Source organism: Stenotrophomonas sp. YJH_SMC_57, assembly GCF_059369755.1.
In genome coordinates this window covers 148,519-171,667 of sequence record NZ_JCAFSZ010000009.1, presented here as the reverse complement: position 1 = coordinate 171,667, position 23,149 = coordinate 148,519, and the positions used below count along the sequence as shown (strand labels likewise).

General features: G+C 65.4%; 21 protein-coding genes and 12 tRNA genes. 27 read left to right on the top strand and 6 right to left on the bottom strand.

Annotated features, from left to right (window positions below; genetic code table 11):
• Positions 1-101 precede the first annotated feature (101 nt).
• From AC5P7U_RS14130 to AC5P7U_RS14120, 3 genes are read left to right on the top strand one after another with little or no spacing between them, the layout of a single operon-like run.
• Entirely contained in the window at positions 102-845 is a 744-nt protein-coding gene (locus AC5P7U_RS14130; RefSeq protein WP_312560138.1) for a cysteine hydrolase family protein, read from the top strand.
• Positions 846-898: 53 nt separating this feature from the next.
• Positions 899-1,807, top strand: a complete 909-nt coding sequence (locus tag AC5P7U_RS14125; protein WP_312560139.1) for a LysR family transcriptional regulator — start codon at positions 899-901, stop codon at positions 1,805-1,807.
• 25 nt (positions 1,808-1,832) lie between these two features.
• Positions 1,833-2,594: a sulfite exporter TauE/SafE family protein gene (locus tag AC5P7U_RS14120; protein ID WP_197563642.1), complete on the top strand. Its 762-nt coding sequence runs from the start codon at positions 1,833-1,835 to the stop codon at positions 2,592-2,594.
• A gap of 3 nt (positions 2,595-2,597) precedes the next feature.
• On the opposite strand, the gene AC5P7U_RS14115 is transcribed toward AC5P7U_RS14120, so the two are convergent.
• The gene (locus tag AC5P7U_RS14115) at positions 2,598-3,218 is read right to left on the bottom strand and encodes a flavin reductase family protein (protein WP_004154548.1); all 621 of its coding nucleotides are present in this window, start codon (positions 3,216-3,218) and stop codon (positions 2,598-2,600) included.
• A 155-nt stretch (positions 3,219-3,373) separates the two neighbouring features.
• The gene (locus AC5P7U_RS14110; RefSeq protein WP_004154549.1) at positions 3,374-4,132 is read right to left on the bottom strand and encodes a Bax inhibitor-1/YccA family protein; all 759 of its coding nucleotides are present in this window, start codon (positions 4,130-4,132) and stop codon (positions 3,374-3,376) included.
• A 180-nt stretch (positions 4,133-4,312) separates the two neighbouring features.
• Here AC5P7U_RS14110 and AC5P7U_RS14105 point away from each other — a divergent pair.
• The 19 genes from AC5P7U_RS14105 to AC5P7U_RS14015 all read left to right on the top strand — a co-directional run bounded on the left by AC5P7U_RS14105 (position 4,313) and on the right by AC5P7U_RS14015 (position 16,353).
• A tRNA-Pro gene (locus AC5P7U_RS14105) sits at positions 4,313-4,389 on the top strand.
• Positions 4,390-4,428: 39 nt separating this feature from the next.
• Positions 4,429-4,505, top strand: a tRNA-Arg gene (locus AC5P7U_RS14100).
• Positions 4,506-4,679: 174 nt separating this feature from the next.
• Positions 4,680-4,756 (top strand) — tRNA-His (locus AC5P7U_RS14095).
• 79 nt (positions 4,757-4,835) lie between these two features.
• A tRNA-Lys gene (locus tag AC5P7U_RS14090) sits at positions 4,836-4,911 on the top strand.
• A 197-nt stretch (positions 4,912-5,108) separates the two neighbouring features.
• Positions 5,109-5,184 (top strand) — tRNA-Lys (locus AC5P7U_RS14085).
• Positions 5,185-5,432: 248 nt separating this feature from the next.
• Positions 5,433-5,801 (top strand): hypothetical protein, encoded by a 369-nt coding sequence (locus AC5P7U_RS14080; RefSeq protein ID WP_004154550.1) that lies wholly within the window; start codon positions 5,433-5,435, stop codon positions 5,799-5,801.
• Positions 5,802-5,939: 138 nt separating this feature from the next.
• Positions 5,940-6,024, top strand: a tRNA-Leu gene (locus tag AC5P7U_RS14075).
• 159 nt (positions 6,025-6,183) lie between these two features.
• Positions 6,184-6,744, top strand: coding sequence for an OB-fold protein (locus AC5P7U_RS14070; RefSeq protein WP_308308122.1), 561 nt, complete (start codon positions 6,184-6,186; stop codon positions 6,742-6,744).
• Positions 6,745-7,059: 315 nt separating this feature from the next.
• Positions 7,060-8,355 carry a trigger factor gene (gene tig / locus AC5P7U_RS14065; protein ID WP_197563632.1) on the top strand — a complete coding sequence of 432 codons (1,296 nt, stop codon included), beginning with the start codon at positions 7,060-7,062 and terminating at the stop codon, positions 8,353-8,355.
• Between the two features lie 76 nt (positions 8,356-8,431).
• Complete coding sequence (gene clpP, locus AC5P7U_RS14060) at positions 8,432-9,058, top strand: ATP-dependent Clp endopeptidase proteolytic subunit ClpP (protein ID WP_004146318.1); 627 nt, start codon at positions 8,432-8,434, stop codon at positions 9,056-9,058.
• A 126-nt stretch (positions 9,059-9,184) separates the two neighbouring features.
• Positions 9,185-10,474 carry an ATP-dependent Clp protease ATP-binding subunit ClpX gene (gene clpX / locus AC5P7U_RS14055; RefSeq protein WP_004154600.1) on the top strand — a complete coding sequence of 430 codons (1,290 nt, stop codon included), beginning with the start codon at positions 9,185-9,187 and terminating at the stop codon, positions 10,472-10,474.
• A 142-nt stretch (positions 10,475-10,616) separates the two neighbouring features.
• Complete coding sequence (gene lon / locus AC5P7U_RS14050) at positions 10,617-13,064, top strand: endopeptidase La (protein ID WP_308308121.1); 2,448 nt, start codon at positions 10,617-10,619, stop codon at positions 13,062-13,064.
• A 217-nt stretch (positions 13,065-13,281) separates the two neighbouring features.
• Positions 13,282-13,554: an HU family DNA-binding protein gene (locus AC5P7U_RS14045; protein ID WP_004146343.1), complete on the top strand. Its 273-nt coding sequence runs from the start codon at positions 13,282-13,284 to the stop codon at positions 13,552-13,554.
• Positions 13,555-13,565: 11 nt separating this feature from the next.
• A tRNA-Val gene (locus tag AC5P7U_RS14040) sits at positions 13,566-13,640 on the top strand.
• Positions 13,641-13,666: 26 nt separating this feature from the next.
• A tRNA-Asp gene (locus tag AC5P7U_RS14035) sits at positions 13,667-13,743 on the top strand.
• Between the two features lie 83 nt (positions 13,744-13,826).
• Positions 13,827-13,903 (top strand) — tRNA-Asp (locus AC5P7U_RS14030).
• 87 nt (positions 13,904-13,990) lie between these two features.
• Positions 13,991-14,067: transfer RNA gene (locus AC5P7U_RS14025), tRNA-Asp, on the top strand.
• A gap of 106 nt (positions 14,068-14,173) precedes the next feature.
• Positions 14,174-14,250: transfer RNA gene (locus tag AC5P7U_RS14020), tRNA-Asp, on the top strand.
• 147 nt (positions 14,251-14,397) lie between these two features.
• Positions 14,398-16,353 carry a peptidyl-prolyl cis-trans isomerase gene (locus AC5P7U_RS14015; RefSeq protein ID WP_004154601.1) on the top strand — a complete coding sequence of 652 codons (1,956 nt, stop codon included), beginning with the start codon at positions 14,398-14,400 and terminating at the stop codon, positions 16,351-16,353.
• Between the two features lie 132 nt (positions 16,354-16,485).
• Here AC5P7U_RS14015 and AC5P7U_RS14010 read toward each other — a convergent pair whose 3' ends face one another.
• Both AC5P7U_RS14010 and gloB read right to left on the bottom strand, forming a co-directional pair.
• Positions 16,486-17,685, bottom strand: coding sequence for a lytic transglycosylase domain-containing protein (locus AC5P7U_RS14010; protein ID WP_495221216.1), 1,200 nt, complete (start codon positions 17,683-17,685; stop codon positions 16,486-16,488).
• A complete protein-coding gene (gene gloB / locus AC5P7U_RS14005) occupies positions 17,682-18,446 on the bottom strand; it encodes a hydroxyacylglutathione hydrolase (RefSeq protein ID WP_495221215.1) in 765 nt (254 codons plus the stop codon). The genes AC5P7U_RS14010 and gloB overlap by 4 nt, the downstream gene beginning before the upstream one ends.
• Before the next feature lie 11 nt (positions 18,447-18,457).
• Between gloB and AC5P7U_RS14000 the strand changes: the two genes are divergently transcribed.
• The 3 genes from AC5P7U_RS14000 to dnaQ are packed head-to-tail and all read left to right on the top strand — an operon-like array spanning position 18,458 to position 20,303.
• Positions 18,458-19,102: a class I SAM-dependent methyltransferase gene (locus tag AC5P7U_RS14000; protein WP_004154602.1), complete on the top strand. Its 645-nt coding sequence runs from the start codon at positions 18,458-18,460 to the stop codon at positions 19,100-19,102.
• A gap of 12 nt (positions 19,103-19,114) precedes the next feature.
• On the top strand, positions 19,115-19,567 hold the full coding sequence (rnhA, locus tag AC5P7U_RS13995; protein ID WP_004154603.1) for a ribonuclease HI: 453 nt from the start codon (positions 19,115-19,117) through the stop codon (positions 19,565-19,567).
• A gap of 4 nt (positions 19,568-19,571) precedes the next feature.
• Positions 19,572-20,303, top strand: a complete 732-nt coding sequence (gene dnaQ, locus AC5P7U_RS13990) for a DNA polymerase III subunit epsilon (RefSeq protein WP_495221214.1) — start codon at positions 19,572-19,574, stop codon at positions 20,301-20,303.
• Positions 20,304-20,368: 65 nt separating this feature from the next.
• Here the strand turns inward: dnaQ and AC5P7U_RS13985 are convergent, their stop codons facing one another.
• Positions 20,369-21,073, bottom strand: a complete 705-nt coding sequence (locus tag AC5P7U_RS13985; RefSeq protein WP_133933935.1) for a PP2C family protein-serine/threonine phosphatase — start codon at positions 21,071-21,073, stop codon at positions 20,369-20,371.
• 165 nt (positions 21,074-21,238) lie between these two features.
• On the opposite strand from AC5P7U_RS13985, the gene AC5P7U_RS13980 reads away from it, so the two are divergent.
• Positions 21,239-21,329 (top strand) — tRNA-Ser (locus AC5P7U_RS13980).
• A gap of 309 nt (positions 21,330-21,638) precedes the next feature.
• The gene (locus AC5P7U_RS13975) at positions 21,639-22,043 is read left to right on the top strand and encodes a DUF6165 family protein (RefSeq protein WP_197563622.1); all 405 of its coding nucleotides are present in this window, start codon (positions 21,639-21,641) and stop codon (positions 22,041-22,043) included.
• A gap of 48 nt (positions 22,044-22,091) precedes the next feature.
• Here the strand turns inward: AC5P7U_RS13975 and AC5P7U_RS13970 are convergent, their stop codons facing one another.
• Positions 22,092-23,138, bottom strand: a complete 1,047-nt coding sequence (locus tag AC5P7U_RS13970) for a glycosyltransferase family 9 protein (RefSeq protein WP_495221213.1) — start codon at positions 23,136-23,138, stop codon at positions 22,092-22,094.
• Positions 23,139-23,149: the final 11 nt, after the last annotated feature.

Genomic DNA, 23,149 nt, shown 5'->3' with positions numbered 1-23,149 from the left:
TCTGTGCGCTATTTGCACAGATCGTGTGCTGCAGCACGGCTGGTTTGTGCGCCATCCGCTCCGCATCCTGTGCCTACTTTCCACCGCACAGGAGTCGTCCGATGAACCTCACCGCCTTTGGCCTGGCCAGCCTGATCGGCATGGCCGCCACCGCCCCGGTCGCCGCCGCCGAGCCGGCCCATCCCACCATCCGCCACATGGCTGGCGCCCCGGTCGCCGCGTCGCTGGATGCGGCCAGGACCGCCGTGCTGGTGATCGACTTCCAGAACGAGTACTTCCATGCCAAAGCCGCGCCTGGCTTTGCCGGTGGCCGCATGGTCATCCCCGATGGCGTGGCCGCGCTGCGCCAGACGCGCCGCCTGATCGACTTCGCCGATGCCAATGGCATCCGCGTCATCCATGTGCAGCATGTACTGCCGGCAGGTGCGCCGCTGTTCGCGCAGGGCAGTGCCAATGCCGCCTTCCATCGCGACATGCAGCCGCGGGCCGGCGAGACGGTGGTGCAGAAGGACAACGTCAGCGTGTTCGCTGGTGGCTCCGCTGCAGTGCTCGACACGGAGCTGAAGCAGTCGGGCATCGACACCCTGATCGTCACCGGCCTGCAGACCCACGCCTGCGTGGCCGGCGCCGCCCGCGATGCCGCAGCGGCACCGCGTGGCTACCGGGTGATCGTGTCGTCCGATGCAACGGCCAGCCGCGACCTGGACCTGGCCGGTGGCCAGCGCATCGGCCATCGCGCGCTGCATGAGGCCGCGCTGGCCCAGATCGAGGACACCTTCGGCGATGTCATGACCACTGACGCGATCCTGGCCCTGCCGGTGCGCAAGGCCGGCGACGGCGCTTGATAAGCTGGCAGGGCCCGCACATCGCGGGTCCTGCCAACCGGAGCCGCCCGCCGATGGATCAATTCGCCGCCCTGCGCGCGCTGCGTGCCATCGTCGATGCGGGCAGCTTCACCGCTGCCGCCGAGCGATTGGGGACGACCCATTCGGCCATGTCGCGGCAACTGCGGCAGCTGGAAGAACACCTGCAGGTACGCCTGCTGGACCGCAACAGCCGCCGCCTGTCACTGACCGAAGCCGGACGCGGCTACTACCGCGAGGCGGGAGCGCTGCTGGATCGCCTGCAGGAAGCAGATGATCGCGTGCGTGCCGGACAGGCCCAACCCAGTGGCACTGTGCGGATCAGCGTGCCGCAGGTGGTGGCCAGCCAAGAGTTGCCGCATTGGCTGCCGTCGTTCCTGCAGCGCCACCCGCAGGTGGCGCTGGATCTTTCCGCCGATGATCAGCTGGTCGATGTGGTGGGCGGTGGTTTCGATCTTGCGCTGCGCATCGCACCGTCATTGCCGGACAGCCAGCTGGTTGCACGCGAGTTGGCCAGCTGCCCGCGCATCCTGGTGGCCGCCCCTGGCTACCTGGCGCGCCACGGCCTGCCCCGGCAGGCGTCGGATCTCGCGCAGCACCTGCTGCTGGGTTTCAGTCCCACACCGGCGATGCCGCCCTGGCAGCTGCACGGGCCGCGCGGTGCCACCGCGAGCATCGAGGCCGGGCAGCGCCTGCGCGTGGATGCCACGCCTGCGCTGTACGCCGCCGCGCTGGCCGGCATGGGCATCAGCCTGTTCACTGCGCTGACCGTGCAGGAGGACCTGCGCGCCGGTCGTTTGATCCGGGTGCTGCCGGCCTGGCACGCCGGACAGCGCCGCTACTTCGCGCTGTATCCGCATGCGCGCGCACTGGCGCCGAAGGTGCGTGCGCTGGTCGAGCATCTCGCAGCGCACTACGCTGCGCAGAGTGGCGCGGCTGGGTAGCCGTGCAACCGCAACCGAGGTGGTGATGGAGTCGGTCTATCTGCTGGTCGCGCTCGGCGCGATCGTCGCCGGATTCGTGCAGGGCCTGTCGGGTTTCGCGTTCGGCATGGTGGCGATGTCGTTCTGGGCGTGGGGGCTGGAGCCGCGACTGGCGGCGACGCTGTCGGTATTCGGCGCGCTGGTCGGCCAGCTGGTCGCGGCGTTCACCGTGCGCCGCGGATTCAACCTGCGTCTGCTGCTGCCATTCGTGCTGGGCGGTCTGGCGGGCATCCCGCTGGGCGTGATGGTGCTGCCGCAGCTGGACATGGAGTGGTTCAAGGCGCTGCTGGGGGGCTTCCTGGCGCTGTGGTGCCCGGTGATGCTGATGGCGCGGTCGTTGCCGCCGATCCGCGTCGGCGGTCGCCTGGGTGACGCGATCGCCGGCATGGCCGGTGGGGTGCTCAGCGGCATCGGTGGATTCGCCGGGCCCGTGCCCACCTTGTGGAGCACGCTGCGTGGTTTCGGCAAGGATGAGCAGCGCGCGGTCATCCAGAACTTCAACCTGGCGATGCTGGCGGTGACCATGGCCACCTACGTCGGTAGCGGCCTGGTGGAGCGGCAGATGCTGCCGTACTTCGCCATCGTGGCGCCGGCCATGCTGGTGCCGGCCCTGCTGGGCGCGCGGGTCTACATCGGCATCAGCGAAGCGCGCTTCCGGCAGGTCGTGCTGGGGCTGCTCACCGTGTCCGGCATTGCCTTGCTGGCGTCCTCGCTGCCGGCCCTGCTGGCGCGTTCGCCGGCCGGTTAACCGTCAGGCCGGGCGGGCCATGCGGAAGCGTTGCTCGGCGCCGATGCGGAAATAGTCGGCGGGCCCGCCGCCGCGCAGGATCGGGGCAGCGGCCGCGGTGTCGTAAATGCCATCGACGAGCAGCCGCGCATCGATATGCACCGCAACCACTTCGCCCAGCACCAGCCAGCCATTGGTGTCCTGGCCGGCCGCATCGCGCAGGCGCACGATCTGCGTGCAGCGGCATTCCATGCTGACCGGGCTCTCCATCACGCGGGGTGGGGTGACCTGCGTCGACGCCAGCGGCGTCAGCCCGGCCAGCGCGAACTCATCGACTTCGGGTGCCACCGCGCGGCAGCTTTGGTTCATCGCCTCCGCCAGCGCGAAGGTGGCCAGATTCCACACGAACTCACCGGTGGCCTCGATGTTGCGCAGCGAGTCTTTGCGGCCCTGGCTGGAGAAGCCGATGATCGGCGGCGTGTAGTTGAAGGCGTTGAAGAAACTGTAGGGGGCCAGATTCAGCGCACCTGCCGCGTCGCAGCTGGAAATCCAGCCGATCGGGCGCGGCCCGATGATCGCGTTGAACGGGTCATGCGGCAGGCGGTGGCCGTCGGCCGGGCGGTAGCTGTGGAAGGTCTGGGGCATGGGGGTCCTGTTCCGTAGAGTCGAGCAGGCTCGACTGGATCGGCAACAGTCGAGCAAGCTCGACTCTACCGTTCGAAATAGTCGAGCAGGCTCGACTCTACGAAAAAGCCGCGACCCTTTCGGATCGCGGCTTGTCGTTTACGGCACGGTGGAGATCAGCGCTGCTGGATCTTCGACAGCAGGCGCAGGAATTCGATGTACAGCCAGACCAGGGTCACCATCAGGCCAAATGCGCCATACCACTCCATGTACTTCGGCGCTCGCTGGGCCACGCCCGTCTCGATGAAGTCGAAGTCCAGCACCAGGTTCAGTGCCGCCACCACCACCACGAACAGGCTGAAGGCGATGCCCAGCCAGCTGGAGTCGTGGATCACCGGGACGTTGATGTTGAAGAAGCCCAGCACGAACGAGGCAAGGTAGAGCAGGGCGATGCCGCCGGTGGCTGCTACCACGCCCATCTTGAAGTTCTCGGTGGCCTTGATCACGCCGCTGCGGTACGCGAACAGCAGCGCGGCCAGCGTGCCGAAGGTCAGCAGCACGGCCTGGAACACGATGCCCGGGTACTTCATGTTGAACAGCGCCGACACGGCGCCCAGGAACAGGCCCTCGACCAGCGCATACATCGGTGCGGTGACCGGTGACCATTCCTTCTTGAAGATGGTGATCAGCGCCAGCACCAGCCCGCCGATCGCGCCGCCCATGGCATACAGCTTGGCTGCGCCCATGACCTCGCCGTACTCGTTGACGGACTGGTTCCAGGCAAAGGCTGCGGTCAGCACGGTCAACAGCAGCAGGATGCCGGTCTTGTTGGCGGTGCCGTTGAGGGTCATGACCTGGTCCGGGCTGGTCACCACCGAGCCGCTGGCGAGGTCGAGGAAGGTCGACTCGGAAAGAGCCGGGTTGCCGCTGCGCATGCGTGTTCTCCGTGCGAATGAGGGTCGGGACGGCCATCCGGCCGATGTCCGCGAGCATAGCCGATGACCATGCTGGGCGCCGTGGCGGATTCATGATCGGTCGCGCCTGCGTTGACAGTTCGCGATGCGCTTGGCGACAATGAACGACTCCCCGGGCCTGGCCCGAGGGGATTGCAAGACCGGGGTATAGCGCAGTCTGGTAGCGCGCCTGCTTTGGGAGCAGGATGTCGGGGGTTCGAATCCCTCTACCCCGACCAATCCCACGCCACGTCGGATTGGACATCGTTCCGGTTCGGGCGCCCGTAGCTCAACTGGATAGAGCACCGGCCTTCTAAGCCGGCGGTTACAGGTTCGATTCCTGTCGGGCGCGCCATCGGCGAGGCACCGGGATCGTATCGACAGATGTGAAGAAGTGCTTGCAAACGCGCAAAGACTCCACCAGAATATCGGACTCGCTTCGGCGGACCGGAACTTCGGTGACAGTCTCCAGGCAAAGGTTTGAAGTTCCCGTGCCAGTGGTATCGGCGGGGGAGCGAAAGTTTCAGTGGTGGCTGTAGCTCAGTTGGTTAGAGTACCGGATTGTGATTCCGGTGGTCGGGGGTTCGAATCCCCTCAGCCACCCCACTGATTCAACCGCATCGGCATGGCCGAAACGGTATTGCAATAAACAGAAAGCACGCTACAATGTGCGTCTGAGTTTCACGGGCCGTTAGCTCAGTTGGTAGAGCAGTTGACTCTTAATCAATAGGTCCAAGGTTCGAATCCTTGACGGCCCACCAAGACAGAAGCCACCTGGTACGCCAGGTGGCTTTTTTCTTATTAGTGTGACTCCTTCGTTTTGATGGATCACGTGCAGCAGAGCCCTTCTTTTCAGGAGCGTGCGGCAGAAGCGGGATCGCAGTGCTGGTTTCAACGATGTTGAAGAAAGCGCTTGCACCCACCGAGCGGATCGGGTCATAATTCGCGCCCCGATTTCGGGCTGTTAGCTCAGTTGGTAGAGCAGTTGACTCTTAATCAATAGGTCCAAGGTTCGAATCCTTGACAGCCCACCAGACGAAAGCCACTTGGTTCGCCAAGTGGCTTTTTTCTTGCCTGTGCGCCGGGTTGAGCATGCGGATGCCTGCACGCCCGGCCGCACGTCATCCAGGCATGGCGTGGATCCACTGAAGCGATGCTGAAATCAGGGGCATACGCGTCATCAGTGTTATCAATGCTGTGCGCTGCTTCTCACCGCATCGCGCCCTGTATCGCACCCAATGCATCTTCCGCGCCGATGGCGCATGCACGAAGGAAGATGTTGATGGCTGATATCAATCGATTGCACCGCACGCTGTGGGTTCCCTTCGCGTTGATGGCGCTGGCTGCCTGCGCGCCGACCAATGATCCCGCGCAGACCGTCGAACGCGATGCTGGCACGGACAGCACTCCGGCGCGCCCGGTCGGTGAGGCCATGCAGATGCAGCCGGCTCAGCCTGCGGAAGGGGAGGCCCTGCCCGACGCGGTGGACGTGCAGCGCAATGCGGATGGTTCGGTGGATGTGCGCAGGGCCACGCCGGAGTCGGTGGCCCTGCGGCGCACCGACGACGGGGGCGTGGAGATCCGCAGGGTGGATGCTGCGGCCGGGCAGGGTGCCGATTCGGCGCCGGCCAAGGCCGGGTCGCAGCCCTGAACCCCGCCGCCCCGGATGAGCTGGCGCTCGCCGGGGCAGTCCGGACGCGCGGGCTGTACGCAAGTCTCCATATTCAGTTTTGTGCAGGCCTTCCGCTTCCCGTCATCGCCTGCGACAATGAACGCCTGTGCCGGCCACGCGAAAGTGGCGGAATTGGTAGACGCCCTGGATTTAGGTTCCAGTGCCGCAAGGCGTGGGGGTTCGAGTCCCCCCTTTCGCACCAGCATCGGTGTATCCAAGGCCGGCCAGTGATCCCCCAGCAACACGGCCTGCGAAGGGCGGGCCGCCAATTGCTGCTCGACGATCTTCACATGGACGTTATACTTGCTGACCGCATTGCGTGGCCGGAATTGCTGCGCTTACAACAAGGAAGGGGGGATTGATGAAGAAGTTCCTGAAGTGGGCGATCATTGCGATCGTCGGTCTGTTCGTCGCTCTGATGGTGCTTGGCATGGTGATCAATGCCAACAAGTCGCCGGAGCAGCGTGAAGCCGAGGCCGCTGCGCGTGAACAGCAGCGTACTGAAGCTGCCGCCGCCAAGGAGCAGGCCAAGGCCGACGCCGAGGCTTCCAAGGAGCGCGCCAAGGCCGAAGCCGAGCAGAAGAAGCTCGATGAAGAGCGCGCGGCGCTCGATGCGTTGCCGCAGGTGACTGCTGCAGAGCTGGCCAAGGCCTACGAAGAAAACACGGTTGCCGCCGACCAGCAGTTCAAGGGCAAGCGTTTCCGTGTTTCGGGCACGGTGGACTCGATCAACACCGATCTGATGGGCAATCCGTACGTGACCCTGCGCACGGGCCTGTTCCTGGATCCGCAGTTCTCGTTCAGCCAGGCCCAGCTGGACGTAATCGGCGGCCTGAAGAAGGGCCAGGCGGTGAATCTGGTCTGCACCGGTGGCGGTGATGTCGCCAAGACGCCGATGTCCAAGGACTGCCAGGTGCTCTGACGGCGACGCCGTTGCGCAATGAGGAAAAGGGCGCCGTTGGCGCCCTTTTCTTTGGGCATTGCCGGGTGGGATGGCGCCCGCATCGGGTCGTCCGATCCTCCTGAACGGGGGTGGATAGATCTGCCCGGTACGGATGATGAGGGGGCCTCGACCCTGGTTCGGGCCCCCTTGACCGGCGCGCGCTGGCAGTGCAGGCCGAATTGGGCGAAACTAAAGGGCTGCGGCAAGCAGGCGCGTCCCAGACGCCGTGTCCTTACAACCGTTTCATCCCAATCATCGAGCCGGGGGCCTGGGCCACCGGTGGCAGGAGTCAACATGCAAGCTTCGATCGAATCCACCGGCAACCTGGAACGCCGCCTGAGCTTCTCGCTGCCGGAAGACCGTCTGCAGAGCCACATCGTCGGCCGCCTGGGCGAAATCGCCCGTACCACCCGCATCAAGGGTTTCCGTCCGGGCAAGGTGCCGGCCAAGGTGATCGAGCAGCGCTTCGGCGCGCAGGTCCGTGGCGAAGCGCTGGACGGCCTGCTGCGCGAAACCTTCGATGCCGCCGTGCGTGAGCACGACCTGCGCATCGTCGGCAGCCCGCGCATCGACAAGGGCGACGAGGGTGAGTTCTCGTTCGTGGCCACCGTGGAAGTGGTGCCGGACTTCGGCGACATCGACGTCAGCAAGCTGACCGTGGTGCGCCACAGCGCCGAAATCACCGACGCCGACATCGACCAGATGATCGAGAACCTGCAGAACCAGCGTCGTACCTGGGCCCCGGTCAGCCGTGGCGCGCAGGACGGCGACCTGGTCGCCGTGGAAACCTGGTCGCAGGCCGGCGAAGAGCGCCTGCCGGCAGAAGGCACCGAGAAGGGTTCGATCGTGCTCGGCCAGGGCATGATGTTCGACACCATCGAGAAGGGCCTGGTCGGCGTGGCCAAGGGTGAAGAAAAGACCCTGGACGTCGAGTTCCCGGCTGACTGGCGCGTGCCGGTGCTGGCCGGCAAGACCGTGCAGGTCACCGTCAAGGTTGCCGAAGTGTCCGAGCCGGTCGTGCCGGCGGTCGACGAAGCCTTCATCAAGAGCTTCGGCGTGAAGGGCGGTGACGTCGAGCAGTTCCGCAGCGACATCCGTGCCAACCTGGAGCGCGAGCTGAAGGGCGCGCTGATGAACCGCCTGCGCCGCGAAGTGGGCGAGCAGCTGATCGCCGCCTACGCCTCGGTGGAAATGCCGCCGCGGCTGGTCGAGAACGAGGCCCGCGCCATGCTGGCCCAGCAGGTCGAGCAGATCCGCCGCAACGGCCAGAACGTCGGTGAGATCCCGGCCGATGCCCATGAAGGCTTCAAGGACGCCGCCGCCAAGCGCGTGCTGGTCGGCCTGCTGGTCGGTGAAGTGGCCCGCACCAACGACCTGCGCCTGGAAGCCAAGCGCCTGAACGAAACGATGCGCCTGATCGCTTCGACCTACGAAGAGCCGGAGCAGGTCATTGAGATGTACCGCAACGACCCCCAGCTGATGTCTGGCCTGCAGAACCGCGTGATGGAAGAGCAGGTGATCGACTGGATCGCCGAGCGTGCCCAGCACACCGAAGAAAAGCTGTCGTTCCAGGACGCGATCCGCCAGTAAGCCCGGGCGGATCACCGAATGCCCCGCGCCTTTGCCGGCGCGGGGTTGTTTCCCCCCAAGATAGGTACCTCACGTAATGGACAACCGAACCAAAGCCCTGAACCTGGTTCCGATGGTGGTCGAGCAGACCAGCCGCGGCGAGCGTGCCTACGACATCTATTCGCGCCTGTTGAAGGAGCGCCTGATCTTCCTCGTGGGCCCGATCGACGATCACATGGCCAACGTGGTGGTGGCGCAGTTGCTGTTCCTGGAATCGGAAAACCCGGAAAAGGACATCAACATCTACATCAACTCGCCGGGTGGCGTAGTCACCGCCGGCATGGCGATCTACGACACCATGCAGTACATCAAGCCGAATGTGAGCACCACCTGCATCGGCCAGGCAGCCTCGATGGGCGCCCTGCTGCTGGCTGCCGGTGAAGCCGGCAAGCGCTACGCGCTGCCGAATTCGCGCGTGATGATCCACCAGCCGCTGGGCGGCTACCAGGGCCAGGCCACCGACATCGACATCCATGCGCGTGAGATCCTGACCCTGCGCTCGCGCCTGAACGAGGTGCTGGCCAAGCACACCGGCCAGTCGCTGGAGACGATCGCCCGCGACACCGAGCGCGACAACTTCAAGAGCGCCTTCGAAGCGCAGGCCTATGGTCTGGTCGACCAGGTCCTGGAGCGTCGTCCGGATGAGTCGATCCAGGCCGGTTGACCGGCCTTCACGGGGCCCGGCAGGCCCCGTTCCTGCAGGGTCGGGCGGGACTGGTGTCCCTCCGGCCCTGTGCTATTCTCGAATCGAACCCCCGTTCAGCGGGTGGGGTAACTGGGTAAGCGAAGCATGAGCGAAGACCGCCAAGGTCGTTCCACGGACACCGGCAAGATCCTCTACTGCTCTTTCTGCGGCAAGAGCCAGCATGAAGTGCGCAAGCTGATTGCGGGTCCGAGCGTATTCATCTGCGATGAGTGCGTGGAGCTGTGCAACGACATCATCCGTGAGGAACTCGAGGAAAAGGCGCAGTCGGCGCGCAGTTCGCTGCCCAAGCCGCGCGAGATCCTCGAGGTTCTCGACCAGTACGTGATCGGCCAGAACCGTGCCAAGCGCACCCTGGCCGTGGCCGTGTACAACCACTACAAGCGCATCGAGAGCCGGCAGAAGAACGACGACGTCGAGCTGGCGAAGTCGAACATCCTGCTGGTCGGCCCGACCGGTTCGGGCAAGACGCTGCTGGCCGAGACCCTGGCCCGCCTGCTCAACGTGCCGTTCACCATGGCCGACGCCACCACGCTGACCGAAGCCGGTTACGTGGGCGAGGACGTGGAGAACATCATCCAGAAGCTGCTGCAGAAGTGCGACTACGACGTCGAGAAGGCGCAGCAGGGCATCGTCTACATCGATGAGATCGACAAGATCTCGCGCAAGAGCGAGAACCCGTCGATCACCCGCGATGTGTCCGGCGAAGGCGTGCAGCAGGCCCTGCTGAAGCTGATCGAAGGCACCGTGGCCAGCGTTCCGCCGCAGGGCGGCCGCAAGCATCCGCAGCAGGAATTCCTGCAGGTGGACACCAAGAACATCCTGTTCATCTGCGGCGGCGCGTTCGCCGGGCTGGACAAGGTGATCCAGGCCCGTTCCACCGACGTCGGCAGCATCGGCTTCGGCGCCAAGGTCAAGAGCAGCGAGCGCAAGCAGGAAGTGGGCAAGGTGCTGGCCGAAGTCGAGCCGGAAGACCTGATCAAGTTTGGCCTGATTCCCGAGTTCGTCGGCCGCCTGCCGGTGGTGGCGACCCTGGAAGAGCTGGACGAGCCGGCCCTGATCAAGATCCTGACCGAGCCGAAGAACGCCATCACCAAGCAGTTCAAGAAGCTGTTCGAGATGGAGAACGTCGAGCTGGAGTTCCGTCCGGACGCGCTGTCGGCCATCGCCAGGAAGGCGCTCAAGCGCAAGACCGGCGCCCGCGGCCTGCGCACCATCGTCGAATCGGTCCTGCTGGACACCATGTACGACCTTCCCTCGCAGGAAAACGTCAGCAAGGTGGTGGTGGACGAGTCGGTGATCGAGCACAAGTCCGAGCCGTACCTGATCTACCAGACCCCGGCGGCCCCTGAACAGAAGGCCGCAGGCGCCGAGTGATCCTTCCAGGTTGTTGATTGGAAAGGATTTTCAAGGAATGCCTTGCATCTGAAAGCCGATGGCCCCATAACGGGGCCATCGGCTTTTTTTGTCTCCGGAAGATGCCCTCCCGGAGGCGGTTTTCCCCTTCCCTGGAGCCCCCATGGCCCGTTCCCCAAGTGAAACCCTCGACCTGCCGGTCCTGCCGCTGCGCGACGTAGTGGTGTTCCCGCACATGGTCATCCCGCTGTTCGTCGGCCGTGACAAGTCCATGCACGCGCTCGAACAGGCAATGGAAGCGGACAAGCGCATCCTGCTGCTGGCGCAGAAGTCGGCCGAGACCGACGACCCGCATGCGGCCGACCTCTACCAGGTCGGTACGCTGGCGCAGGTGCTGCAGCTGCTGAAGCTGCCCGACGGCACCATCAAGGTGCTGGTGGAAGGCCTGTCGCGGGTGCAGGTCACCCACGTCGACGAGCGCAACGGCTCGCTGCACGGCCAGGCCGTGGAGATCGATACCACCGACGAGCGCGAAGCCCGCGAGGTCGAGGCGATTGCGCGCTCGCTGATGTCGCTGTTCGAGCAGTACGTCAAGACCAACCGCAAGCTGCCGCCGGAGCTGCTGCAGACGCTGTCGGGCATCGACGAGCCGGCCCGCCTGGCCGACACCATCGCTGCGCACATCAGCGTGCGCCTGGCCGACAAGCAGCGCCTGCTGGAAACGCTGGCCGTGAGCGACCGCCTGGAGATGCTGGTCGGTCTGGTCGATGGCGAGATCGATGTGCAGCAGATGGAGAAGCGCATCCGCGGCCGCGTGAAGTCGCAGATGGAGAAGAGCCAGCGCGAGTACTACCTCAACGAACAGATGAAGGCCATCCAGAAGGAACTGGGTGACCTGGACGACGCGCCGGGCGAGCTGGAAGAGCTGGCCCGCAAGATCGCCGAAGCCGGCATGCCGAAGGCCGTTGAAGCCAAGGCGCGCAACGAACTGAACAAGCTCAAGCAGATGTCGCCGATGTCGGCCGAAGCGGCGGTCGTGCGCAACTACCTGGAGTGGCTGCTGGGCGTGCCGTGGAAGAAGCGCAGCAAGGTGCGCAAGGACCTGAAGGCTGCGCAGGACACCCTCGATGCCGATCACTACGGCCTGGAGAAGGTCAAGGAACGCATCCTTGAATACCTGGCGGTGCAGTCGCGCGTGAAGCAGATGAAGGGCCCGATCCTGTGCCTGGTCGGGCCGCCGGGCGTGGGCAAGACCTCGCTGGGCCAGTCCATCGCCAAGGCCACCAACCGCAAGTTCGTGCGCATGTCGCTGGGCGGCGTGCGCGATGAAGCCGAGATCCGTGGCCATCGCCGTACCTATGTGGGTTCGATGCCGGGCCGCATCGTGCAGAACCTCAACAAGGTCGGCAGCAAGAACCCGCTGTTCGTGCTCGACGAGATCGACAAGATGTCGATGGATTTCCGCGGCGACCCGTCTTCGGCGCTGCTGGAAGTGCTCGACCCGGAGCAGAACAACGCGTTCAACGACCACTACCTGGAAGTGGACCTGGACCTGTCCGAAGTGATGTTCGTGGCCACCTCGAACTCGCTGAACATCCCGGGTCCGCTGCTGGACCGCATGGAAGTGATCCGTATCCCCGGTTACACCGAGGATGAGAAGCTCAACATCGCCACGCGTTACCTGGTGCCGAAGCAGATCAAGGCCAACGGCCTGCAGCCGGAAGAACTGGAGATCGGCAGCGATGCGATCCAGGACATCGTGCGCTACTACACGCGCGAATCGGGCGTGCGCAACCTGGAACGCGAGATCGCCAAGATCTGCCGCAAGGTGGTGAAGGAGATCGCGCTGGCCGGCCCGCAGCCGGTGAAGGCGAAGAAGGGTACGAAGAAGAAGGCGCTGGTGAGCGTGTCCAGCAAGAACCTGGACAAGTACCTGGGCGTGCGCCGCTTCGACTTCGGCCGTGCCGAGGAAGAAAACGAGATCGGCCTGGTCACCGGCCTGGCCTGGACCGAAGTCGGTGGCGATCTGCTGCAGATCGAATCGACGCTGGTGCCGGGCAAGGGCCAGCTGATCCTGACCGGACAGCTCGGCAACGTGATGAAGGAATCGGCGTCGGCGGCGTTGTCGGTGGTGCGCTCGCGCGCGGTCGGCTTCGGCATCGACAGCGACTTCCTGCAGAAGCACGACGTGCACCTGCACGTGCCGGACGGTGCCACGCCGAAGGACGGCCCGAGTGCCGGTGCGGCGATGGTCACCTCGCTGGTGTCGATGCTGACCAAGGTGCCGGTGCGTGCCGACGTGGCGATGACCGGCGAGATCACCCTGCGCGGTCGCGTCACCGCCATTGGTGGCCTGAAGGAAAAGCTGCTGGCTGCGCTGCGCGGCGGCATCCGCACGGTCATCATTCCGGAAGAGAACCGCAAGGACCTGGCCGACATCCCGGCCAACGTCACCCGCGATCTGAAGATCGTGCCGGTGAAGTACATCGAAGAAGTCCTGGACCTGGCGCTTGAACGTCCGTTGGCACCCAAGAAGGCACGCAAGAGTGCGCAGCGTGTCACGGTGCGCGGCAAGGCCAAACCGAGTGGAAGCGCGCGCGTCAAGCATTGACGCGCGCTGTCCGATGGCCCGAAACCCGCGTCGTTGCTGGCTTTCCAGCTTGCGTGGGGGTAGGGCCACTGGTATAAAAGCAGCACTCGCGAATGAGTGATCGCTGTCAGCGATGACTGAATCGGCGAACCGTTTCCACATGGCGGCCGCATGCAGAAGGCGTGCGGTTGCTTCCCTGTCGAATAAGCGGAACCCACCGCCAAAGGAGTTGTAGAGAATGAACAAGACCGAATTGATCGATGCCGTTGCTGAAGCTGCCGACCTGACCAAGGCCGAGTCCAGCCGCGCTGTCGATGCCGTCGTTGCTGCCGTCACCAAGGCGCTGAAGGACGGCGATGCGGTCACCCTGGTTGGCTTCGGTACCTTCCAGGTCCGCGACCGTGCTGCCCGCACCGGCCGCAACCCGAAGACCGGCGACACCATCAAGATCGCTGCTTCGAAGAATCCGTCGTTCAAGGCTGGCAAGGCCCTGAAGGATGCTGTAAACTAAGCGGCTCGCTGGGGTGCTTAGCTCAGCGGTAGAGCGTCTCCTTTACACGGAGAGGGTCGGGGGTTCGAAACCCTCAGCACCCACCACAGCACCGCGGTAAAAGTTTGAGTGTGGAGCGGTAGTTCAGCTGGTTAGAATGCTGGCCTGTCACGCCGGAGGTCGCGGGTTCGAGTCCCGTCCGCTCCGCCATTCAACGAGGCCTCCGGCCAAAAGCTGGAGGCTTTGTTTTCTTCCCGGTCCAGGCCGGCGGAAAACAAAAACGGTAACAACGCGGAGCGGTAGTTCAGCTGGTTAGAATGCTGGCCTGTCACGCCGGAGGTCGCGGGTTCGAGTCCCGTCCGCTCCGCCACTACATCGAGGCCCCCGGTCTGAAGCCGGGGGCCTTGTCTTCTCCCCGGAAGGCTCGGGAAGAAGGCGAAAAGGCTTTTGCAAGAACGGAGCGGTAGTTCAGCTGGTTAGAATGCTGGCCTGTCACGCCGGAGGTCGCGGGTTCGAGTCCCGTCCGCTCCGCCATTGCAGAATTCTTAAGTACCCGTGAAAAAACTTTGAAAAAAGTGTTCATCGGGCTGGGTTTCCAGGGAGTCTTCGGATATACTGGGCGCCTGCAAAGTTTCAGCGCGGAGCGGTAGTTCAGCTGGTTAGAATGCTGGCCTGTCACGCCGGAGGTCGCGGGTTCGAGTCCCGTCCGCTCCGCCAACTCTAAAAGCCCTCGGCACACGCCGGGGGCTTTTTCTTTGTGTGCTCGCGAAGAGACGCGCAGGCCGCGCCGGTGCTGCTTTTGGTCCCTGCGGCGAAGCGGGTTACACTGCCGGGCTCGCCAATCAGGCCTTGTGATTCCTCACCATGCTGCAGAAACTCCGCGACAAGACCTCAGGCTGGATCGTCACCGTGATCCTGGGGCTGCTGATGATTCCGTTCCTGTTCGTGATCGACAACAGCTACCTCGGTGGCGTTGGCGCTCAGAACGTGGCCAGGGTTTCCGCACCTCCGACCTGGTGGCGTTCGGCGCCGTCGTGGTGGCCGGTGCGCATGATGTGGCAGCACCACGAGATCAGCGCGCAGGATTTCCGCACCCGTTTCGAACAGGAACGCATGCGCGAGCGCCAGCAGCAGGGCGAGAACTTCGACCCCCGCGCGTTCGAAAGCACCGAAAACAAGCTGGCCGTGCTGGACCAGCTGATCGACGAGCAGGTCGTGCGCCTGGTGGGTGAGCAGGCCGGCGTCGTGATCGGCGATGGTGCGGTGCGCGAGTACATCGCCACCATCCCGGCCTTCCTCGATTCGAACGGCAAGTTCAACGAGAACAACTACCGCCTGGCGCTGGCCGGTGGCAATCCGCCGCGTACCCCGACCCAGTTCCAGGAACTGGTGCGTGAGAGCCTGCAGCAGTCGGTGATTCCGTCGGGCCTGCAGAACTCCGGTTTCGTCACCCAGTCCGAAACCGAGCGCCTGCTGAAGCTGCTGGGCGAGACCCGTGACGTCGAGCTGGCCGCGCTGCCGGAAGTGCCGGCCGATACCGCGCCGGTCACCGATGCGCAGATCAAGCAGTGGTATGACAGCCACGGCAAGGATTTCCGCCAGGCCGAGAGCGTGTCGCTGGAGTATGTCGAGATCAACGGCGGCAACCTGCCGGCACCGGCCGCGGCCGACGAAGCGACCCTGCGCAAGCGCTATGAAGACGAGAAGGCGAAGTTCACCTCGCCGGAGCAGCGCCAGGCCGCGCACATCCTGATCACCGGCGACGGTGCCGAAGCCAAGGCCAACAAGATTGCCGCCGACGCCAAGGCCGCCGGTGCCGACTTCGCCGCGCTGGCCAAGGCCAACTCGGAAGATCCGGGCTCGAAGGCGCAGGGTGGTGACCTCGGTTGGGTCGAGCGTGGCGCGATGGTCAAGCCGTTCGAAGACGCACTGTTCGCCGCCAAGGCCGGCGACGTGATCGGCCCGGTCAAGACCGACTTCGGCTACCACATCATCAAGGTGGCCGCTGTGCGCGGTGGCCAGGGCAAGTCGTTCGAGGAAGTGCGTGACACGCTGGCCGCCGAGCAGCTGAAGGCCGATGGTGAGCGCGGCTTCAACGAGCTGGCTGGCCGCCTGGTCGACGCCATCAACAAGAGCCCGAGCGATCTGGCGGCTGCAGCCAAGGAAGTGAACCTGCCGCTGCAGACCCTGGGCCCGATCACCCGCGCCACTGCCAGCGGCATCGCCGCTGATCCGGCGGTGCTGCGCGCTGCCTTCTCCGACGTGCTGGTACAGGACGGCACCGCCAGCGACCCGATCGCTCTGGGCGGCGCCAGCAACCACAGTGTGGTCATCCGCGTCTCCGCGCATACGCCGGAGCAGGCGATGCCGCTGGACAAGGCCCGCGAGCAGGTGATCGCCGCGATCCGCGCCGATCGCCAGCGCCAGGCCAGCGACAAGGCTGCTGACGCTGTGCTGGCCAAGCTGAAGGGCGGCGCCACCCTGCAGTCGCTGGCGGCCAGCGAGAAGCTGCAGCTGAGCCCGATGCCGGGCCTGCCGCGCAGCCAGCCGGTGCCGACCCCGGACATCCACCGCGCGATCTTCAGTGCGCCGGCGCCGGTCAATGGCAAGCCGAGCTACGGCAAGGTTGACGTGAACGGCCACGCGCTGCTGTTCGCGGTGAACAAGATCAACCCGGGCGACATCAAGGAAGTGACCGCCGAGCAGCAGAAGCAGCTGAAGGACCAGCTGAGCCAGATCGATGGCATGGCCGCGGCCAAGGCCTACGTCGAAGCGATGCGCAAGAAGTTCGTGGTCCAGACCACCGAAGCCAACCTGTAAGCCCCGCGGCGAGCAGGGACGAAAAGGCCCGGCATTGCCGGGCCTTTTTTGTGGCTGCGCGTCGTCTTTGGCGCGTTAGGGCTTTGGTAATGGTCGAGCTTGCTCGACCGCCTTCTGCCGGGTTGGCGTGCGTCAGTCTTCGACGCGCAGCACCGCACCGGGCTTCAGCACGCTGCTGCCGCTCAGGCCGTTCAGCGAGAGCAGGGCCTTCACCGGCATGCCGTAGCGGCGGGCGATGGTCCAGGCCGACTCGCCATCACGCACGGTGTGGCGGCGGCTGCGCGGGCGGTCGGCGATTGCGGCAACGGTCCTGGCGACCGTCGGCGTGGGCACAGCAGTGGCCGCCGGGGCCGCGCCGGCGACCAGGGCGCTCGCCGCCTCCGTGACCGTCGCATTGGCGGCCGAGACGGGAGCCAGCACGCGGGTGGTGCCGGCAGCGCGGCCACCCGATGCCAGCGCGGGGTTGAGGCGGGCGATCTTCGCCGGGTCCAGGGCGCGCTGTGCGGCCCACTGCTGGACGCTGGTGCCGGCCGGCAGGGTGTGGTCCTTCAGCACCGGCACGGTGCGGTCCAGCGAGGCCATCACGCCGGGCTGGTCTTCCACGTCTTCCAGCACGCAGGCCAGGGCATGCAGCTTCTCGACGTAGGCATGGGTGACCGGTGACAGGCCGGGCAGGGCCGAAGGCGTGGCGTTCTGCGCATTCATGCCGGCCTTGCGCATGGACTGCAGCACGCGGTACTCGCCGGCGTTGTAGGCCATGGTGGCCAGGCGCCAGTCGCCGCCGAACATGCCGTGCAGGGTCTTCAGGTAGCGCACCGCGGCCTGGGTCGAATCGACCGCCGACAGGCGGCCGTCGTAGCCGTTGGCCATCGGCACGCGGTGGTTGCGCGCGGTGGTGGCGATGAACTGCCACAGGCCGGTCGGGCCGCTGCCATTGCGGGCATTGGGCCGGTAGCCGCTTTCGACGAAGGGAATTAGCGCGAATTCGGTGGGCAGGTTCGCCTTGCGCAGCTCTTCGACCACGTAGCCGAACAGCACCAGTGCATCGTCATCCTGGTTGGCCAGGCGCGACGGGGCATGGGCGAACTGCTTCTGCCAGCGCGGGCTGGTGGCCTCGGCGTCACAGCGCGGCTCGGCCAGGCCGTCGCGGAAGCTGGTGAAGATCTCCTGGCCATTGCGCACCGAGGCGGCCGGAAGCGTGGACGGGTCCAGCGGCAGCGCTGCCGCAGCCGTCAGGTTCTGGCTGATGCCGGCGCCCAGCGACTGAGCGCCCGCGGTTCCGGCCAGCCCCAGGGCAAGGCCCAGGGCCAGCGGCAGACTTCGGCGCATCATGCGCGGAAGCCGTCTTTCCAATGCCGGAGACCGGCCATCACGTCGACGTCGTCCACGACGTCACGGCCCAGGTGTGCCGATACCGACTCACGAATCGGCGCCGTGTGCACACGCAGGAAGGGATTGCAGTCGAATTCGTTGGCCAGGGTTACCGGCAGGGTGGAACGGTCATCGCGGCGCATGGCCAAAGCCTCCTCTTGGCGCTGCCACAGGGCAGCGTTGGCGGGGTCGACATGCCGCGCGAAGACGGCATTTGACACGGTGTACTCGTGGGCGCAACAAAGCAGCAGTTGCGCGGGCAAGGTACCCAGCTTGCGCATCGACGCCAGAAGCTGGGACGGCGTACCTTCGAACAGACGTCCACAGCCCAGGCTGAACAACGAATCTCCGCTGAAAAGATGTTCAGCAGTGTGAAACGCGATGTGGCTGCGGGTATGCCCGGGCACGGATAGTACGTGGAACATCCGGCCCAGTGCCTGAACGCGTTCACCTTCAGCGACCCGTTCGGTGGCCGTGGGGATGCGCTCCTCGACGGGCGCGATCACCCGCACGCCGGGAAAACGGGCCTGCAGCGCCGGCACGCCACCGATGTGGTCGTCGTGGTGGTGGGTGAGCAGGATCGTGTCCACGCGCAGGCCCTGATCGGCCAGCGCGAGCACCGGCGCAGCATCGCCGGGGTCGACGACCACGGCGGCGCCATCGTCGTCGATCAGCGTCCAGATGTAGTTATCCGCAAATGCGGGCAGGGCAGTCAGTCGCATAGAATTGGACCATGCCCGCGCTGCAGAGCACCCGTCAAGCGAGCCAGACCCCGTGGTTCGACAGTGAACCGGCGGCGGCGTTGCGCGTGCTGGAGCGGCAATTGCTGCTGCCGCAGCTGTCGGTGTTGCCGTCCCAGCCCTGGTTGTGGATCGCGCCGAGTGCGGCCTGGCTGGACGACGCACAGCTGGGCGGGCGCGGCCTGCGACTGCACCGGCAGGGACACGGCTATGCCGGTGATACCCGCTGCGCGTTGCCGCTGCCGCTGGCCAACGAGAGCGTCAATGCGATCGTGCTGCAGCATGTCACCGCCGCCGATGCCGACCTGCTGCTCGACGAGTGCGAGCGCGTGCTGATGCCGGGCGGCCACCTGTGGCTGAGCAGCCTCAATCCGTTCAGTCCGTACCGCACGCGCTGGCGCCATCACGGGCTGGTGGTGCGCACGCCGCAGCGGATCCGCCTGCTGCTCGGCCGGCATGGCCTGGAGTGCGACGATATGCGTTATCTCGGCCCGCTCTGGCGGGGGGCCGGCAGCCGTCGTCCCGGTGGCTGGGCGCCCTTGCGCGCGGCCTGCCTGTTCCATGCGGAAAAACGCACGCTGGCCCTGCCTGGGCCGAAACCGTTGCCGGTGCGTTGGCATGGCACCGTTGCTACCTGATCTGGAGTTGTATTGAAAACCATCGAAATCCACACCGACGGATCCTGCCTCGGCAATCCCGGCCCCGGCGGCTGGGCCGCGCTGCTGCGCTACAAGGGCCACGAGCGCGAACTGAGCGGTGGCGAAGCGCATACCACCAACAACCGGATGGAGTTGATGGCGGCCATTTCCGGGTTGGAGACGCTGACCGAGCCGTGCAACATCGTGCTCTATACCGATTCGCAGTACGTGCGGCAGGGCCTGACCCAGTGGATGCCCGGCTGGATCCGCAAGAACTGGAAGACCGCTGGTGGCGACCCGGTGAAGAACCGCGAGTTGTGGGAGCGGCTGCATGCGGCCACGCTGCGGCACCAGATTGACTGGCGCTGGGTGAAAGGCCACTCCGGTGACCCGGACAACGAACGGGTGGATACGCTGGCACGCAACGCGGCCATCCAGGTCCGCGACTCGAGCCCGGTAAACTGAGCCCATGCGTCAGATCATCCTCGATACCGAAACCACCGGCCTGGAATGGAAGAAGGGCAACCGCATCGTTGAAATCGGCTGCGTGGAGCTGTTCAAGCGCCGCCCCACCGGCAACAACTACCACCAGTACATCAAGCCGGACTGCGAGTTCGAACAGGGCGCACAGGAAGTCACCGGCCTGACCCTGGAGTTCCTGGCTGACAAGCCGGACTTCGCGCAGATCGCCGACGAGTTCCTGGCGTTCATCGATGGCGCCGAGCTGATCATCCACAACGCGGCATTCGACCTGGGCTTCCTCGACAACGAGCTGTCGCTGCTGGGGCCGCAGTACAGGAAGATCACCGACCGCTGCACGGTGATCGATACCCTGGTGATGGCGCGCGAGCGCTTCCCCGGCCAGCGCAACTCGCTGGATGCACTGTGCAAGCGGCTGGGCGTGGACAACTCGCACCGTGCATTGCACGGCGGCCTGCTCGATGCGCAGATCCTGGGCGATGTCTACATCGCGCTGACCTCGGGCCAGGAAGAGATCGGCTTCGGCCTGGGCGATGAGGACGGCGGTGGCGCAGGTGCAGCGCTGCAGGCGTTCGATACCAGCAAACTGCTGCCGCGCCCGCGGGTGATGGCGACGCCATCGGAACTGGAGGCGCACGCTGCGCGGCTGGAGCGGCTGCGCAAGAAGGCCGGCCACGCGCTGTGGGATGGCCCGAAGGTGGAAGAGCCCGCCAGCGCGTAATGCGTGGCGGTCGTGCCGGCTACTGGCCGGCATCGCCACATCCGCGCATGGCGTGGATCTACCGGCTAATGGCAGCGCACCAGGATCACGCTGATGTTGTCGCGGCCGCCGCCATCGAGCGCGGCGGCGACCAGCGTATCCACGCATTCCTGCGCGCTGGCGTCCTCGAACGCCAGGGTGCGGGCGATGCCGCGGTCGTCCACTTCCTCGGTGAGGCCGTCACTGCACAGCAGCAGCTGCATGCCCGGGCGCAGCTCTCCGCTGGTGGTGGCCACGTTCAGATGCGCCGGATCGGTCACGCCCAGGGCCTGGGTGACCACGTTGCGATGCGGATGCGCGCGTGCCTGCTCGGCGGTCAGGTTGCCCTGCGCGACCAGCTCCTGCACCACGCTGTGATCCTGGCTGAGCTGGGCCAGCTGGCCATCGCGCCACAGGTAGGCACGGCTGTCGCCCACCCACGCCACTTCATAGCGGTTGCCCTGCACGCGCGCGGCGACGACGGTCGTACCCATCGGCAGGGTGTCGTTGCGCCGCCGGGAGGCGCGGATGATCTCTTCGTCGGCGGTGCGGATGGCCTGCACCAGCGGCGCGCCGCGGCGGATTTCGCGCACGATGGTCTCGCGCGCCAGCGCACTGGCCACTTCGCCGCAGGCGTGCCCGCCCATGCCATCAGCCACCAGCCACAGGGCCAGCTCACTGTCACCGTAGTAGGTGTCCTCGTTGAGCTCGCGGCGCATGCCGGGGTGGGTGAGGTGTCCGAATTCGATCATGGTGGGCGGGGGCGGGGTAATGCTGGGGAGACAGGCATCATCGGGCGGCTGCAGGCATCCGGCAAGGCGTGCGCTCAGGAAATTTTCACTTCATTGGCCGCAATGACTTGTCGTCGGCCTCACTTCCTCGTATGATGCGCGTCCCCGGTCCGCCGGGGACCACCCGGAGAGGTGGCAGAGTGGTTGAATGTACCTGACTCGAAATCAGGCAGGCGTTTATAGCGCCTCGGGGGTTCGAATCCCCCCCTCTCCGCCAGATAAAGAAAAAAGCCGCCCATTGGGCGGCTTTTTTCTTTATCTGGCTGGGGATGCGCCGCGCTCCGCGCGTCGCCCCACACGTTGCTGCGCAACCTGTGGGCCCCTCCCTTTGCCGGCCTCTCCCCGCCCCTGTCGGGGCAGCCCCTCAACAGAGGGGCTTGTTCCTCCAGATGCATCGGTAGATCCGTGCCATGCGTGGATGCTGTTCCTGCTGGCAGGCTCATCCACGCATGGCGTGGATCTACCTGGCATATCCGTCCGAACGCTGCGGGTTACCATGTACGCATCACCTGCTGGAGCTTTCCCAATGACCGCTGAAATTCTCGTGCCCGTTTCTTTCGGCGAGCTGCTGGACAAGATCTCGATCCTGCAGATCAAGTCCGAGCGCATCAGCGACGAGGGCAAGCTGGCCAACGTGCGCAAGGAGCTGTCGGCACTGGAAAAGACCTGGATGGCACACCCGGCGGCTGTGAAGGATATCGCCAAGCTGCGCGCCGACCTGAAGGAGGTCAACGAGCAGCTGTGGGACATCGAGGATGACATCCGGCTCAAGGAGAAGGCGCAGGCGTTCGACCAGGGCTTCATCGATCTGGCGCGCAGCGTCTACCTGCGCAACGACGAGCGCGCGCGCATCAAGAAAGCAATCAACCTGGCGCTCGGTTCGGCCTACGTGGAAGAGAAGTCCTACCAGGATTACACGCAGCGCGCGTAATCCCGTCCAAGCGGTAGATCCACGCCATGCGTGGATGGTGCCTGCCGCTCACCCCAGGTGGTCGGCGACGTAACGCTCGAAGGCGGCGATGCCGTCTTCGACGGTGATCAGTTCCATCACATCGTCGAACTCGATCTTGGTGCCCCACTTCAGATCAGCGGCCTGCTTGGCGAGGTACTTGCGCGCAGCGTCGTCGTAGCGGTCCACGCAGTAACGGCGGTCCGAGTACGGGCCACTGCGGTTCGGATTGCTGGCCGCATGCAGGCCGAGGACTTTCGCGCCCATCGCGTTGGCGATGTGCATCGGGCCGGAATCCGGCGTCATCACCAGGTTGGCGCGGGCCAGCAGGGCGGGCAACTGCTTGAGCGTGTCCTTGCCGACCAGGTCCAGTGCCGGTGTGTGCAGCTGCGCCTGGATCGCGTCGGCCATGCTGCGTTCCAGCTCGCTGCGGCCTCCGCACAGCACCACCTGCCAACCGCGCTGAGTCGCATGGTTGGCCACCGCAGCGTAGCGATCGGCGTACCAGTTGCGGCGCACGTGGCTGGAACACGGCGAGATCATCAGCAGCGGCCGGCCATCGTCCTGCCACTGTGCGTTGGCCCATTCATAGGCCGACTGCGGTACGGCCAGGTCCCAGCTGACCTCGGTCTGGCGCAGGCCCAGCGGTTCGCAGAAGCTGCCGATGGCGTCCAGTACATGGATGCCGGGACGGTCGGGGATGCGTTCGTTGATGAACAGTCCGTGCAGGTCCTTGGAGCGGCTGCGGTCGTAGCCGATGCGGCGCTCGGCCGGGATGAAGGCCGACAGCAGGTTGGCGCGGAACGCCACCTGCATCTGCAGCAGCGCTTCGAAGCGCCCCGGCGGTAGTTGCCTGCGCAGCTCCTTGACGCCGGCCATGCCGCTCTTCTTGTCGTAGGCATGGAAGGTGACGCCGGGCAGGCCATCAAGCAGCTTGTGCCCGGCCTTGTCGATGATCCAGTGGATCGGCGTGTCCGGGCGCGCGGCCTGCAGCGTGCGCACCAGGGGCACCACGTGGGTGACATCGCCGAGTGCGGACAGGCGCAGGAGGCACAAGGAAGAGGACGCTGATGCCATGTGTTGTTAGA